Below are 13,166 nucleotides of genomic sequence, written 5' to 3'. Positions count from 1 at the left end.
TTAATATGAATTAAAATTAAAGCAAAGCGCACTGAAAAAGTATGATTTTCGTCACTCCCAACTAAGTTTAATTAGTGAATTTTAAATGCTTTAATATTTGGGATAACAGTAATGAAGCAAACCCAAAAACAATTATAACCACAAAGTGAATAGCCGATAGCGGTACCAGCGATAAAGCTTCTGCCATCAACGGAATATGGTAAACAAGAACCATAGTTAAAATTGAAAAAACCAATGCTCCCCAAACCCACGGGTTGGTGGTAACTTCATTTTTCAAGAAAGATATTTTTCGTCCGGGAAGGTTAAAGACATTCAGTAACTGAGCTAAAATAAGTGTGTAAAAGGCTATATTATTTACCATAATAGCACTTAATCCCATTTTAAAATGTGTGTAAGCCACTACCCCAATTACCGCTGCTGTAATACTTAAACCATATAGAACTGTGGCCGTCCAAAGCTTTTTTGTAAGAATTGGCTCCTGCGGGTCCCTTGGAGGATCTTTCATAATATTCGGATCTCCTTTACCAACTCCCAGGGCTAGCGCAGGGAAAACATCGGTAATAAGGTTTAGAAAAAGAATTTGAAGCGGAAGTAAGGGCATTGGTAAATTACTTAGGGAAGCCAGGCCTACCGAAATTATCTCTGCCAGGTTACAGGAAAGTAAAAAGATTACAAACTGCCTGATGTTCTCAAAAATTGTCCGCCCCTGCCTTATGGCTAGCTCGGTAGACGTAAATTTATCGTCCATTAAAATTACATCAGCGACTTCTTTAGCGGCCTCGGTGCCCCTAATTCCCATTGCGATGCCAATATCTGCTTTTTTAAGGGCAGGGGCATCGTTTACCCCATCGCCTAGCATTCCTACTATGGCTTTATTTCTTTGATAAAATTCTACTAAATCCAGCTTCTGGCCGGGAACCATCCTGGCAAAAATACCGGCTTGCATTAAGGTTTTTTGTCTTTCTTCAGTTAAACTGCCTATTTCTTCAAGCTCGGCGCCGTGCACCACCATTTCTGGGGGTGCATCTACAGCAATTAGCCCAATTTCTTCCCCTATTTTTCTCGCAGTATCAGGATGGTCTCCAGTGACCATCACCACTCTTATTCCCGCGTTTTTATAGGTCTCAATTGCCTGTTTAATATCCTTTCGCGGCGGATCTAAAAACCCTAAAATCCCCACAAATGTGAGATTTTCCATTAAATCTTCTTCGGCAGGCTTCTCGTTAGTTTGTTTAAATGCAAAAGCCAATACCCGCATTCCTTCGGCAGCGATTAATTTCGCCTGTTTTTGCCATTCCTTTTTATCTTGAAACTCTTTTGGCCCATCTTTGGTTAGAACCAAATCGCAGGAATCTAGCAAAGCTTCCAACGCTCCTTTTACGCAGATTAAATATTCACTTTCAAAATTATGTAAAGTGGCCATTTTTTTGATTTCAGCATCAAAAGGAACCTCCTGTATTTTTGAATATTTTTGCTGAAGTTCTTTATAATCGAATCCCATTTCTGCTGCAAATTCTACTAAAGCGATCTCCACGGCATCTCCCGTAAATTTGCCCTCTTTTAATTTTGAATTATTGCAGAGACTACCAATTTGTATCAGTTTTTCGAAAGCAGGATCTGTTTTGAAATTTGCAGCTTCAGTTGCCGGAAAATCTAAAGTTCCCAACATTAAATGGTGAACACTCATTTTATTTTCGGTAAGTGTGCCGGTTTTATCGGTGCAAATTATCCCTGTTTCACCCAAAGTTTGAACCGCTTCTAACTTTTTGATCACCACATTTTTTTTAGAAAGCCGAAGCATTCCCCTGGCAAGTGCAATGGTAGCCACAATAGGCAAGCCTTCTGGAATTGCGGCTACCGCCAAAGCAATGCCGGTTTTTATCATCAGCATTAGATCTTTGCCTTGAAAATAACCGGTGACTATAATAAAAATTGCGAGAATTAAAGTGAGCCAAATAAGCCACCTGCTTAATCTTTTCAGTTTTTTCTCTAAGGGAGTACTTTCTTTTTTAGCACTAATGGTGAGTTCGCTAATACGGCCAATTTCGGTTTTAATTCCCGTGGCAATCACAATAGCTTTCGCTTTTCCTCTAACCGCAATAGTGCCTTTGTAAAGCATGTTTTTTCGGCTTGCCAGCGGCACTTTATCTGGCAGCGCTTCTATATTTTTTTCTATTTGATTGCTTTCCCCGGTAAGAATCGCCTCTTTTACCGCAAAGCTTTCGGTTTCAAGCATTCGGCAATCTGCGGGGATAACATCACCACTTTCCAGGATTACAATGTCCCCCGGCACTAAACCGGTAGCCTTAATTTGTTCTTCTTTCCCGTCCCGTAAAACATTTGCCAGGGTTTCTACCATCTTCTGCAAAGCCTCTACCGAACGTATTGCCTGCCATTCCATAAAAAATCCTATTAAGGCGGTAATAAGAATTACTATTAGAACGGCCGTACCTTCCAGCCACTCGCCAAAGAAATAAGCAAGCGCCATTGCGGCGGCCAAAATATAAATTATAGGATCAAGAAATTGTTCTAGAAATATAAGTCCGATATTTTTAGATTTTGACTCTTTTAATCTATTTGCTCCGTGTTGTTTTAATCTGGCAGCAACCTCAGCTGCAGTTAAGCCATTATCCGGATCTACCTTCAATTCTGTAAGAATTTTTTTAACAGGAATAGCGTGCAGATCTTTCAACATTTCCTTATATTTTATTGCCCGGCTTCAGCATGATTAATATTCTCTATTCCTTTTAAAAGCGCATCAGGATTAAACGAAATACTGTCTATGTTTTCACGTACTAAGAAAGTAGCGAATTCGGGGAAATCGCTGGGCGCCTGCCCGCATAAACCTATTTTCTTACCTACTTTTCGCGCTTTCTGTATTGCAGTTGCAATCATCTCTTTCGCAGCTTCATTATTTTCATCGAACACACCGGCCATTAATTCTGAATCGCGATCAACTCCCAGGGTTAGCTGAGTAAGATCGTTGGAACCAATAGAAAATCCGTCAAAAAATTCAGCGAATTTCTCCAGGAGAATTACATTAGATGGAATTTCAACCATCATATAAATTTCGAGAGAATTTTTCCCGCGTTCCAGACCTAATTTTTTCATTAAAGCTATCACACTTTTCGCTTCATTTATTGTTCTGCAAAAAGGAATCATCACTTTTAAATTATCGAGACCCATTTCTTCCCGAACCCTTTTTATAGCTTTGCATTCCAGTTCAAATGCCTCCTTATAATTAGGATGATAATACCGCGCTGCACCTCTAAAGCCAAGCATAGGATTTTCTTCTAAAGGCTCAAACTGGCGCCCTCCTATTAAATTCGCATATTCGTTACTTTTAAAATCACTAAGCCTAACAATTACTTCTTTAGGATAGAAGGCTGCGGCCATTACGGCAATTCCGCGAGATAATTCTTCCACAAAAAAATCACGTTTATCTTTAAACTGCCAGGTTAGTTCATCAATAATCTTTTTTGCAGCCTTTTCTTTAACCTCGTCATATTTCACTAAAGCCATAGGATGAATTTTCACTTTATGCATAATAATAAATTCCATTCGCAATAAACCAACCCCATTATTTGGGTAAAATGAAAGCTGAAAAGCCCGGTCAGGGTCTGAAAGAATAAATTTAGCTTCGGTTTTTGGCAACGAATTTTTTCCAAAATCAATTTCTTTAGTGTCAAATTTCAGGGCGCCTTTATATACAAAACCGGTTTTACCTTCACAGGAAACGGTAATCATTTCCCCATCATTAATCTTTTGGCTAGCATCATTGGTTCCCACAATTGCGGGCACACCAAGCTCACGGGCCACAATTGCTGCATGGCTGGTTCGGCCTCCTCGTTCGGTTACTACTGCGGCTGCCAGTTTTAAAAGAGGATCCCAATCTGGACTGGTGTTATTTGTAATTAGAATTTCTCCCGGGTTTAATTTATGCCCTTCTTCCGGCGACTTTAAGTATCGCGCTTTTCCAGTGGCTATACTGGAGCCAATGGCGCTTCCGCTGGTTAAAATCTCACCTTTTTCTTTGAGATGATATTCTATATAAAATCGTTTATCCTCGTCTTTATGCACAGTTTCCGGCCGGGCTTGAGTGATATAAAGATCGTTGGTTAAACCGTCTTTTGCCCACTCCACATCCATTGGGCGGTTATAATGCTTTTCTATGAGTAAAATCCATTGGGAAAGTTTAATAACCTCTGCATCGCTCAAAACAAAACTATCCTGTTTCTCCATTGGGGTTTCAATGTTTACTGTTGAAGAATGGCCGCTAGATTCGGCGTAAACCATAGAAAGCTCTTTATGTCCCAGTTTCTTCTGAATAATAGGATTTGCAGCTTTCCCTATCATAGGTTTAAAAACATCAAATTCATCGGGATTTACTAATCCCTGAACAATATTTTCACCCAGGCCCCAAACTCCAGAAATATGAATAATATTCTTAAAACCAGATTCTGGTTCCAGACTAAAACCAATTCCAGAGCAACCAATATCTGACCGCACCATTTTTTGAACTCCTACAGAAAGTGCGACGTCGTGATGCAGAAAACCTTTGTCTTCCCGATATTTAATAGCCCTATTGGTGTACAGTGAGGCAAAGCAATCTTTAACCGCATTAAGCAAAGCTTCAGCACCTTTAATATTTAAGAAAGTATCGTGTTGCCCGGCAAAACTCGCGTTAGGCAAATCCTCAGCGGTGGCACTACTTCTCACAGCAACCTGAATTTTATCTCCATTTCCCAACTCCCCATAGGCGGATATTATTTCGTCAGAAAAATCTTTAGAAAAATTCCCTGATAAAATTAGCTGTCTCGCTTCAGCGCCAATGCTACTAAGGTTTTTAAAATTATCACGGTCCAGTTTTTTCAGTAGTTCTTTTATTTTTTCTTCAATATTATTCGACCTTATAAAAATCCAAAAAGCTTCAGAAGTGGTTGCGAAACCATCTGGCACCAGCACGCCTTCAGAAGATAATTCGTTATACATTTCGCCCAGGGAAGCGTTTTTTCCACCTACCTCAGCCACGTCTTTTATAGCGAGTTCCCTAAATTTTTTAATGAATTTCATAAGCTTAATTTTTAGTATAACACGAGTCCGTAACCCATATTGAGTAAGAAAACTCCCAAAAGGAATAAAAGCACATAAACAACCTGTACAAATTTGAGGTTAAGCACAGTAAGTTTTCGGGTAGTAGATGCAGGAAAAACGAAAAGTCCGAGGCCTATAAAGAGAGAAATCCAACCCAGGGCGGTTATTATAAATTTCCAGCTCAACTCCCATATATTATGAAATAAAATATTGAGTAAACCTATAATTATAGCAGCAAAGGCAGCTAATATCAAAAATTTATGATCTTTTAGATCTTTAAAGATTTGTTTTATCCTCTTGGGGTTAAAACTGAGTACAAAAAAGAAAATCAAGAGGTACCAACCCCAAAATTTAGCGAGAAATAAGGAATTGTCCATCTTTTATAAGAGTTGATTGTTCTCTCAAATTTAGCCCGAATAGAGATATTTTAATATGACATATATCAGTTGATTAGCGAATAAATTTGAAATCTTCACAACCCAAGTGTTAGACTTTTGCAAAAATTTAATAGGCTTAAAGCAAGATTAATTAAAATCAGCTATTTTTATAAATGTATGAAAGAGCATTACTGGATCTTAGCGGGAATTGGATTTACCACACTTATCATGGCCTGGCTACCTTCAATTTCAAAGAAAATAAAGGTTAGCGGTCCTATAATTTTACTACTTATTGGATTTCTATTACTGGGATTAGGATTACCTATTGGCTGGCCAGATCCCTTATGGGCCGATAAAGGACTTATGTATTTCTCTGAAATGATTGTGATTATCTCCCTTATGGGCGCCGGTTTAAAGATTGGAAATAATTATAGTTTTAAGGCCTGGAAAAGACCATTTTTATTAGTTTTCCTCACTATGCCGCTTTGTATGATTTCGGCATATTTCCTGGGACAAAATTTTCTTTTTTTTAGTGTTCCTTCTTCTTTATTACTTGCCGCAGTACTTGCCCCTACCGATCCTGTTTTAGCTGCTGAAACTCAGCTCGACGATCCTGAAAGGGAAAAAGAATATAAAGGAAAAATAAGATTTTCACTTACAGCAGAGGCCGGCTTAAACGATGGGCTGGCATTTCCCTTTACTTATATGGCTGTTTTGGTTGCACAGGCCGGAGGTTGGGCTGCTTTTGATTTTACTGACTGGATGCTGGATAAGTTCTTTTTAAAAATTATAATTGGCACAATAGCCGGCTTCGCCATTGGAAATTCTATTGGGTTTATTCTGGATAAAGTTCACAAATACACCGGCATAAAAACTTTTGATGGTTTCCTTGCGCTTTCCCTTACTCTATTTAGTTATGGTGCCACTGAACTTTTACACGGTTATGGATTTCTCGCGGTCTTCTTTGCCGGATTAAGCCTTAGGCATTTCGAAAAAGTTAGTGGAGATTATAAAACCAAAATGCACGATTTTATTCACGAAATAGAGCGCATTTTACTCGTGGTTTGGATTATCCTTTTTGGTGGTTCTATTATGAACGGGATGCTAAGTCTTACAGATTGGCGCGGAATTGTATTCGCTTTTGCTTTTGTATTAATCATAAGGCCCCTCGCCGGAATTATAAGTATGACGGGGATTAAAGACAGTTTTAAAAATAAGCTCGCCATAAGTTTCCTGGGAATTAAAGGAATTGGCTCTGTATTTTATCTTGCCTGGGCTTTTGTTGAATTTGAAGGATTTGAACATAAAAATGAAATTTATTCAATTACGGCCTATATTATTTTAATCTCTATAGTGGTTCACGGCTTTACCGCCCCTTCAATTATTGAATATTTTAAGCGGAAAACAGAACAGGACGAAAACGAATCAGGTGAGACCCCCAAGAAATAACTGAAGCAAATAAGGAGTAATAAGTGCAGTGATAATTCCATTTACACACATCGCCAATCCGCTGTAAACCCCGGCAAGTTTGCTTTCCTCAAATGCGCGGGCAGTACCAATCCCGTGGGCAGCTGTTCCTAAAGCGGTACCGATGGCAATTTTACTTTTTATTCCTAATTTCTTCAGAATAAATGGCCCAAAGGCATTTCCAAAAATCCCAACCGCGATTACAATTCCCGCGGTAATTTCAGGAATTCCACCGGTAAGTTTAGTGATTTCAATAGCAATAGGCGTAGTAACCGATTTTGCGGCGAGTGATTCAATTATAAAGTGAGGGACTTTTAAAAGTAGAAGAAAAATAATTACAGTTAGAATCCCGGTTATTCCACCCACGGCTACCGAAAGTAAGAACACTTTTAAATTCTGTTTTACTTCTTCATATTTCTCATAAAAGAACACACCAAGTGCCACTACCGATGGTCCCAGGAAGAAACTTATAAATTTCCCGCCGCGGTTATAAGCTTCAAAATCAATATTGAAAATCAATAAAAAACAAATAATAAATACAATAGCGACCAGAACCGGAGTCAGTAGCGCATAATTAAATTTCTTCTGAAGTTCACTTGCACCCGCAAAAGCGATTAAACTTATAAAAACTCCAAATATTGGTAATTGAAAAAATTCTTGCATTATTTCCCGAACTTTTCAATAATAATTGCTGAAATATAGAGCGTAATCACGCTGCTGGCTATTACTGCTACTGAAATTGGTATCCAGTAATCGGCAATAATTTCAAAATAAACCATTAAGCCTACCCCATAAGGGATAAAGAATAAAACCAGGTACTTTATGAGTTTATCTGATGCCGGTTTTACATCTTCAAGTTTTACTATTTTTAAACGTAAAGCCAGGAAAATAAGAAACATTCCCAGGATATTTCCGGCAATTGGAATCTCAAAAAAATAGGTGATTAACTCACCTAAAAGTAAAAACCCAAAAATATAAGCTAAGGCTTTAAGCATAGCATTTTTTATTGGTACATATCTTTAAGATCGGCCTCGTGCAAGTCTACAAAGAAATCTGCAATCATATCGGTTGCTTTCTCAAAGAAAATTTTACCTTTTTCGGCAGTTGCCGCTTTGGGGTTTCCTACCCCGGTATCTTCAGTAACTTGGGTCCATTCCCGTTGCGCACTGGCCCAACCTTCTTTTAAAGCTTTAATCTTAAAAGTTTTAGCGCTGCCGTCTCCCGCTTCTTCTAAAGGTAAAACTAACTCCGGTCGCAAGTGCATTACCGCCGCGGTTTCCAGTTCTCCCGCGTGGTCCCCGGGTTCATTAAAATAAGGTTTTGCATCGATAACCTGCCACCAGTTTACCGAACAGGCAAAGATATCCGGAAACTCAAGGCTTAATTCCCTAATTATTTGCTTAAAACTATTGCCGCCGTGCGCGTTTAAAATAACCAGTTTATTGATTTTATGTTTTTCTAAAACTTGAGCTACATCTTTTAAAATAGCGTATTGGGTACTGGGATTAAGGTTCATACATAATTTCACATCCATTTGACCGGTATTGACTCCAAATGGAATGGTAGGCAAAACCACTGCTTTCGCTTTCTTTTCCCAGGCTTTCCCGGCAGCACTTATCGCAGCTTCTTCAGCAAGAATATTATCGGTAGCATAAGGCAGGTGATAATTATGCGCTTCGGTAGCTCCCCAGGGCAAAATAGCTATGCTAAAATCTTCTTCTTTAATGTGCTTCCAGTTGGTATCGGCCAGAACGTAAGGCCTTATCTTTTTCTCCATAAACTTAATTTTATTTAAAATTAGCAATTCTGTGTAGTTCTGAAGGATTTATAGCGCAGAAATTAAAGCCTATCTTTGATTAAAATTAAAATTAATGCTGGATTTTGTAATTGTGGGCGGGGCACAGGCCGGACTTTCAATGGCTTACTACCTTAATAAAATGGGTGAAAATTATTTGGTGGTAGATAAGGAAAAGGAAATTGGCGCATCCTGGTTAAACCGTTGGGATTCGCTTAAACTTTTTACACCCTCAGAATTCAATAACCTGCCGGGAATGGAATTTCCTGCGGAAAAAGGTTATTATCCAACCAAAGAAGATGTAGCCGCTTATTTTAAAAATTATGTAGCTGAATTTGATATTGAAATTAGAGTAAATACACTGATAGAAGAGATTTCGAAGAAAGAAGATTATTTTATTCTGAAGCATCAAAACAGCGAAATCCATTGCAAAAATGTAGTGATTGCTACCGGACCCTTTCATATTCCTTATACGCCTTCATTTTCCCGGAAAATCTCAAAAGAAATTTTTCAGATTCATAGTAACTATTATAAAAATCCGGGGCAACTTCAGGACGGTCCTGCGATGGTTGTGGGCGCGGGAGATTCCGGTTTTCAAATCCTGGATGAGATCTCTCAAACTAAAAGAACCACCTATTTTTCCGGGGCTACCAACGTAAGGGTGCTCCCTCAGGAAATTTTAGGTAAAACATTATGGTGGTGGTTTACCAAAATAGGTTTTCTAAGTTTTAGCCGAAAAACCTGGCTTGGGAAAAAGTTAAGTCAGTCTAAACAACCCGTTATAGGAACTGATGTGAAGGGAATCCTGAAACGCGATAACGTAATTCCTGTTGGAAAAACTAAAAATGCCAAAGGTGAAATTATAATTACCAATAACCGTAAAATTGATGACTTAAAAAATATCGTTTGGGCCACCGGCTACCGACCGAATTTTAATTGGATAGAAGGTTTGGAACTTACTAAAGACGGTTACCCAAAGCATCATCGCGGCATAAGTAATATTGAAGGACTTTATTTTATAGGGCTTCCCTGGTTGCATACCCGAGGCTCAGCAACTTTAGGCGGAATCAAAAAAGATGCTCAATATCTTGCTAATTATATTGAAGCAGAAGAGAAAGCCATGGTTTGATTACACCTTAAAGGCTTTATCCACTATAGCTATCGGGAAATATGAGATTCTTTATATTTATTTGCCGTTAAAGGATTCATTAATCGTCATCCTTAATTTATTTCAGGATCTAAGCTAATATGAAGCTATAACTGAGCTACTTTTCAAATAATTTCTCAATCAAAAGTCGGCTTTTCCACTTCTTAATTTGTCGCTCTCTGCTAATTGCTCCTGTTCTCGTTTCGAACTCTTTAGAATACACCAAGCCCCAATCTTTCGTCTTCGATGTAAAGCCTTCCTTGCTTTGCAAATGCTTTTTCAGCCGTATACCAATATCCTGAGTAGAACCGATATAATATCTATTCAGCGATTCAGAAAATAATATATAAACGTAAAATTTCGGCATAAAAAAATCCCTGAAGTAGGTGAACTTTGGGATTTGGGGTAAATGTGGGCGCGAAGGGATTCGAACCCCTGACCCCTTGGGTGTAAACCAAGTGCTCTGAACCAACTGAGCTACGCGCCCTAAATAATTTTAATAAATTCTACTTCCTAATAAAAGAAAGCGCAATATTTTTTGGGATTTGAACCCCTGACCCTCCCGATGCAAAATCGGGACGCTCTGAACCAACTGAGCTACACGCCCTAAATATCAATAAAACCAGCTCCTCAAATTCATAGAGAAAAGCTAAAGTCTCTAAGCTAAAAAAAGGCTTCCTTTTATAGAAGCCTTTTGAATAGTGTGGGCGCGAAGGGATTCGAACCCCTGACCCCTTGGGTGTAAACCAAGTGCTCTGAACCAACTGAGCTACGCGCCCTATTCCTGAATGCGGATGCAAATATAGATTAGTTTTTAATCTACACCAAGAAAAATTTCAAAAAAATTAAATTATTTCTGCAACGGTAAATGTACTACCTCCTACAAACACCAGGTCCTCGTCTAAGGCCTCTACCAAAGCAGCTTCGTAGGCTTCTGAAATAGAATTATATACCCTACCTTCCAGTTCAAATTCGGATGCTTTTTCCTGTAATATTTTAGCTTCAAGTCCCCGAGGAACTTCCGGCTTTGAAAAATAATAAATTGCGGTTTTTGGAAATAATGGTAGAATTTTTTCTAAATCTTTATCGTTTACCACACCCAAAACAATATGTAAATGCTGGAATTTCTCTTTTTTTAATTGCTTAAAGACCAAAGTCAAACCTTCGGTATTATGGGCCGTATCGCAAATTACCCTGGGTTTTTCCTGCAAAATATCCCAACGTCCCTGGAGTGAGGTATGAAGTTTTACACTATTGAGACCATTTTTTAAGCATTCTTCCGGTATCTCCCAGCCTTTTTCCCTTAAAACTTTTACCGTGGCAAGTACGCTTTTAATATTCTTATTTTGGTAATCGCCTTTAAGGTCGGTGGAATATTTTTCAAATTTAAGATCTTCAGCAAAATAGATTTCTGAATTATTTTCTTTAGCTATTTCCTTAAAAATACTGGTAGTTTCTTTTTGCTTTTCGCCAATAATCGCCGGAATATTATTTTTTATAATTCCGCCTTTTTCAGAAGCTATTTCAGGTAAAGTATTACCTAGAAATGCGGTATGATCTAAGCCAATATTGGTGATAACTGAAACTTCAGGAGTTATGATATTTGTAGAATCTAAACGACCGCCCAGGCCTACTTCTATTATTGCAATATCAACTTTCACCCTTGAAAAATAATCGAAAGCCATACCTACGGTCATTTCAAAAAAGGAAAGTTCATTTTGGACTAGAAATTCTTTATGCTCATTAATAAAACCCACTACATTTTTCTTCAGAATAAATTTCCCGTTTACCTTAATTCGCTCGCGAAAATCTTTTAAATGTGGTGAAGTATATAAACCTACTTTATAACCAGCTTCCTGTAATACTGAAGCCAGCATATGACTGGTTGAACCTTTCCCGTTGGTGCCAGCAATATGAACCGACTTGAAATTTTTATGCGGATTATCTAAATGTTCAGCAAGCTTTACGGTGCGCGAAAGGTCTTTTTTAAAAGCCTGTGCTCCTACCCGCTGAAACATAGGTAACTGCTGAAACATCCAGTTAACAGTTTTAGTATATGCCTCCACTTATTCAGAAAGTTTGAAATTATAAATAATTGTCCCTACCTGTCGGGAAGGTGCATTGCTATCACTATTAAAGCGCGTTGCCATTGCAGCACGTTTCGCAGGATCTGTTAAGCATGAAGCACTGTTAGTAGTGCCTTTTACCCCGGGCGTGGCATTAATTACCTGTCCGTTTTGGTTTACTTCTATTCGCACCACCACAATCCCGGATTCATTACAATCCTGAACGAATTTTTCTTTATTTAAGGCTCTTCTTCCACCTAAGCGATAATTACCGTCTCCATCAAGGCCTGAGCCACTTCCATAGTAAGAGCTCGCATTGGGATCACCATCTGGATCACCTTTATCGCCAGCTTGATTATCATTTCCTTCTCCTCCACTTTCGGTTCCCGATCTTTCAGGACCGTTTAAAATACTACTCATAGCATCGGTAGTAGATTGGTCGGGTTTTGGTTCTGGCTTTTTAGCCGGTGGTTCTTCCACCGGTTTTTCCGGTTTCTTTTCTACTACAGGTTTTGGCTTTTCCTTTTCCTGAATTACCGGAGCTTCTTCAGTTTGCTGGGTTACCACTTCCTCTTCAATTACCGGTTCGGGCTGTGTTTGTGCTTCGGGAACGGTAGTTTGCTGAGGAGCCGATTTTACAGGCTCGGTAGGCTGCTCGTTTCCGGAGCCAACTTCAGATGTTCCAAAATTTATAGCAATTCCACTCTCTGGTGGTGGATCTAAATACTTAAAGCCTAACAGAAATAATAATACAATTAACAGCACATGTAAGATAACCGTGATGGTAAAAGATTTTTTTTCGTGTTTGGTTTCTAACATAATTAGATTTATTCGGGTTTAACCGCGAGTACGATTTTATAACTATTTCGGTTCGCGATATCCATAACATTTACCGCTTTTTCTATCGGCACACCTTCTTCTGCCCTTAAAATAATGGTTGGCTTTTCTTTACCTGCCAATTTAGTTTTCAAGGTACTTTCTAATGCTGACTGCGTAATACGCTGATCGTCTACATAGAATTGAAGGTCTTTTGTAATACTCACCGATACATTTTGAACGCTGGTAGTTTTTCCTTTCGCCTTTGGAAGTATTAGGTCTAAAGCTTCTGGAGTAATTACCGGCGAGGTGAGCATAAAAAAGATCAATAACAGGAATACAATATCTGTCATTGAGCTCATACTGAACTCGGGGCTTACTTTATTTCTTCCTCTTAAATTCAT

General features: G+C 38.6%; 12 protein-coding genes and 3 tRNA genes. 2 read left to right on the top strand and 13 right to left on the bottom strand.

Annotated features, from left to right (window positions below):
* Positions 1–67: 67 nt before the first annotated feature.
* Genes B5488_RS14855 through B5488_RS14845 form a run of 3 tightly spaced genes read right to left on the bottom strand, consistent with a single transcriptional unit; the run spans position 68 to position 5,471 of the window.
* Positions 68–2,695: a cation-translocating P-type ATPase gene (locus tag B5488_RS14855; protein ID WP_079735978.1), complete on the bottom strand. Its 2,628-nt coding sequence runs from the start codon at positions 2,693–2,695 to the stop codon at positions 68–70.
* An 11-nt stretch (positions 2,696–2,706) separates the two neighbouring features.
* Positions 2,707–5,073 (bottom strand): phosphoenolpyruvate synthase, encoded by a 2,367-nt coding sequence (ppsA, locus tag B5488_RS14850; RefSeq protein WP_079735977.1) that lies wholly within the window; start codon positions 5,071–5,073, stop codon positions 2,707–2,709.
* A gap of 11 nt (positions 5,074–5,084) precedes the next feature.
* Positions 5,085–5,471 carry a hypothetical protein gene (locus B5488_RS14845; RefSeq protein WP_079735976.1) on the bottom strand — a complete coding sequence of 129 codons (387 nt, stop codon included), beginning with the start codon at positions 5,469–5,471 and terminating at the stop codon, positions 5,085–5,087.
* A 177-nt stretch (positions 5,472–5,648) separates the two neighbouring features.
* Between B5488_RS14845 and B5488_RS14840 the strand changes: the two genes are divergently transcribed.
* A complete protein-coding gene (locus B5488_RS14840) occupies positions 5,649–6,920 on the top strand; it encodes a cation:proton antiporter (protein ID WP_079735975.1) in 1,272 nt (423 codons plus the stop codon).
* Here B5488_RS14840 and B5488_RS14835 read toward each other — a convergent pair.
* From B5488_RS14835 to B5488_RS14825, 3 genes are read right to left on the bottom strand one after another with little or no spacing between them, the layout of a single operon-like run.
* Positions 6,897–7,601 carry an LrgB family protein gene (locus B5488_RS14835; RefSeq protein ID WP_079735974.1) on the bottom strand — a complete coding sequence of 235 codons (705 nt, stop codon included), beginning with the start codon at positions 7,599–7,601 and terminating at the stop codon, positions 6,897–6,899. The two genes, B5488_RS14840 and B5488_RS14835, sit on opposite strands and share 24 nt — an antisense overlap.
* Positions 7,601–7,933: a CidA/LrgA family protein gene (locus B5488_RS14830; RefSeq protein WP_079735973.1), complete on the bottom strand. Its 333-nt coding sequence runs from the start codon at positions 7,931–7,933 to the stop codon at positions 7,601–7,603. The genes B5488_RS14835 and B5488_RS14830 overlap by 1 nt, the downstream gene beginning before the upstream one ends.
* A gap of 8 nt (positions 7,934–7,941) precedes the next feature.
* Positions 7,942–8,715, bottom strand: a complete 774-nt coding sequence (locus B5488_RS14825) for a creatininase family protein (protein WP_170065313.1) — start codon at positions 8,713–8,715, stop codon at positions 7,942–7,944.
* 94 nt (positions 8,716–8,809) lie between these two features.
* Here B5488_RS14825 and B5488_RS14820 point away from each other — a divergent pair, with 94 nt between their 5' ends.
* A complete protein-coding gene (locus B5488_RS14820) occupies positions 8,810–9,862 on the top strand; it encodes a flavin-containing monooxygenase (RefSeq protein WP_079735972.1) in 1,053 nt (350 codons plus the stop codon).
* Between the two features lie 136 nt (positions 9,863–9,998).
* On the opposite strand, the gene B5488_RS14815 is transcribed toward B5488_RS14820, so the two are convergent.
* The 7 genes from B5488_RS14815 to B5488_RS14790 all read right to left on the bottom strand — a co-directional run bounded on the left by B5488_RS14815 (position 9,999) and on the right by B5488_RS14790 (position 13,166).
* The gene (locus tag B5488_RS14815) at positions 9,999–10,247 is read right to left on the bottom strand and encodes a GIY-YIG nuclease family protein (RefSeq protein ID WP_079735971.1); all 249 of its coding nucleotides are present in this window, start codon (positions 10,245–10,247) and stop codon (positions 9,999–10,001) included.
* A 45-nt stretch (positions 10,248–10,292) separates the two neighbouring features.
* A tRNA-Val gene (locus tag B5488_RS14810) sits at positions 10,293–10,367 on the bottom strand.
* Positions 10,368–10,405: 38 nt separating this feature from the next.
* A tRNA-Gln gene (locus B5488_RS17895) sits at positions 10,406–10,485 on the bottom strand.
* Positions 10,486–10,584: 99 nt separating this feature from the next.
* Positions 10,585–10,659, bottom strand: a tRNA-Val gene (locus tag B5488_RS14805).
* Positions 10,660–10,725: 66 nt separating this feature from the next.
* Positions 10,726–11,916: a bifunctional folylpolyglutamate synthase/dihydrofolate synthase gene (locus tag B5488_RS14800; protein WP_079735970.1), complete on the bottom strand. Its 1,191-nt coding sequence runs from the start codon at positions 11,914–11,916 to the stop codon at positions 10,726–10,728.
* A gap of 30 nt (positions 11,917–11,946) precedes the next feature.
* Positions 11,947–12,765, bottom strand: a complete 819-nt coding sequence (locus B5488_RS14795) for an energy transducer TonB (RefSeq protein ID WP_079735969.1) — start codon at positions 12,763–12,765, stop codon at positions 11,947–11,949.
* An 8-nt stretch (positions 12,766–12,773) separates the two neighbouring features.
* Entirely contained in the window at positions 12,774–13,166 is a 393-nt protein-coding gene (locus tag B5488_RS14790; protein WP_079720829.1) for an ExbD/TolR family protein, read from the bottom strand.

This window comes from Salegentibacter salegens (assembly GCF_900142975.1).
Classification (GTDB): Bacteria; Bacteroidota; Bacteroidia; order Flavobacteriales; family Flavobacteriaceae; genus Salegentibacter; species Salegentibacter salegens.
Note: the sequence above shows the minus strand (reverse complement) of the source record. Positions and strands in the feature narration are given on the sequence as shown.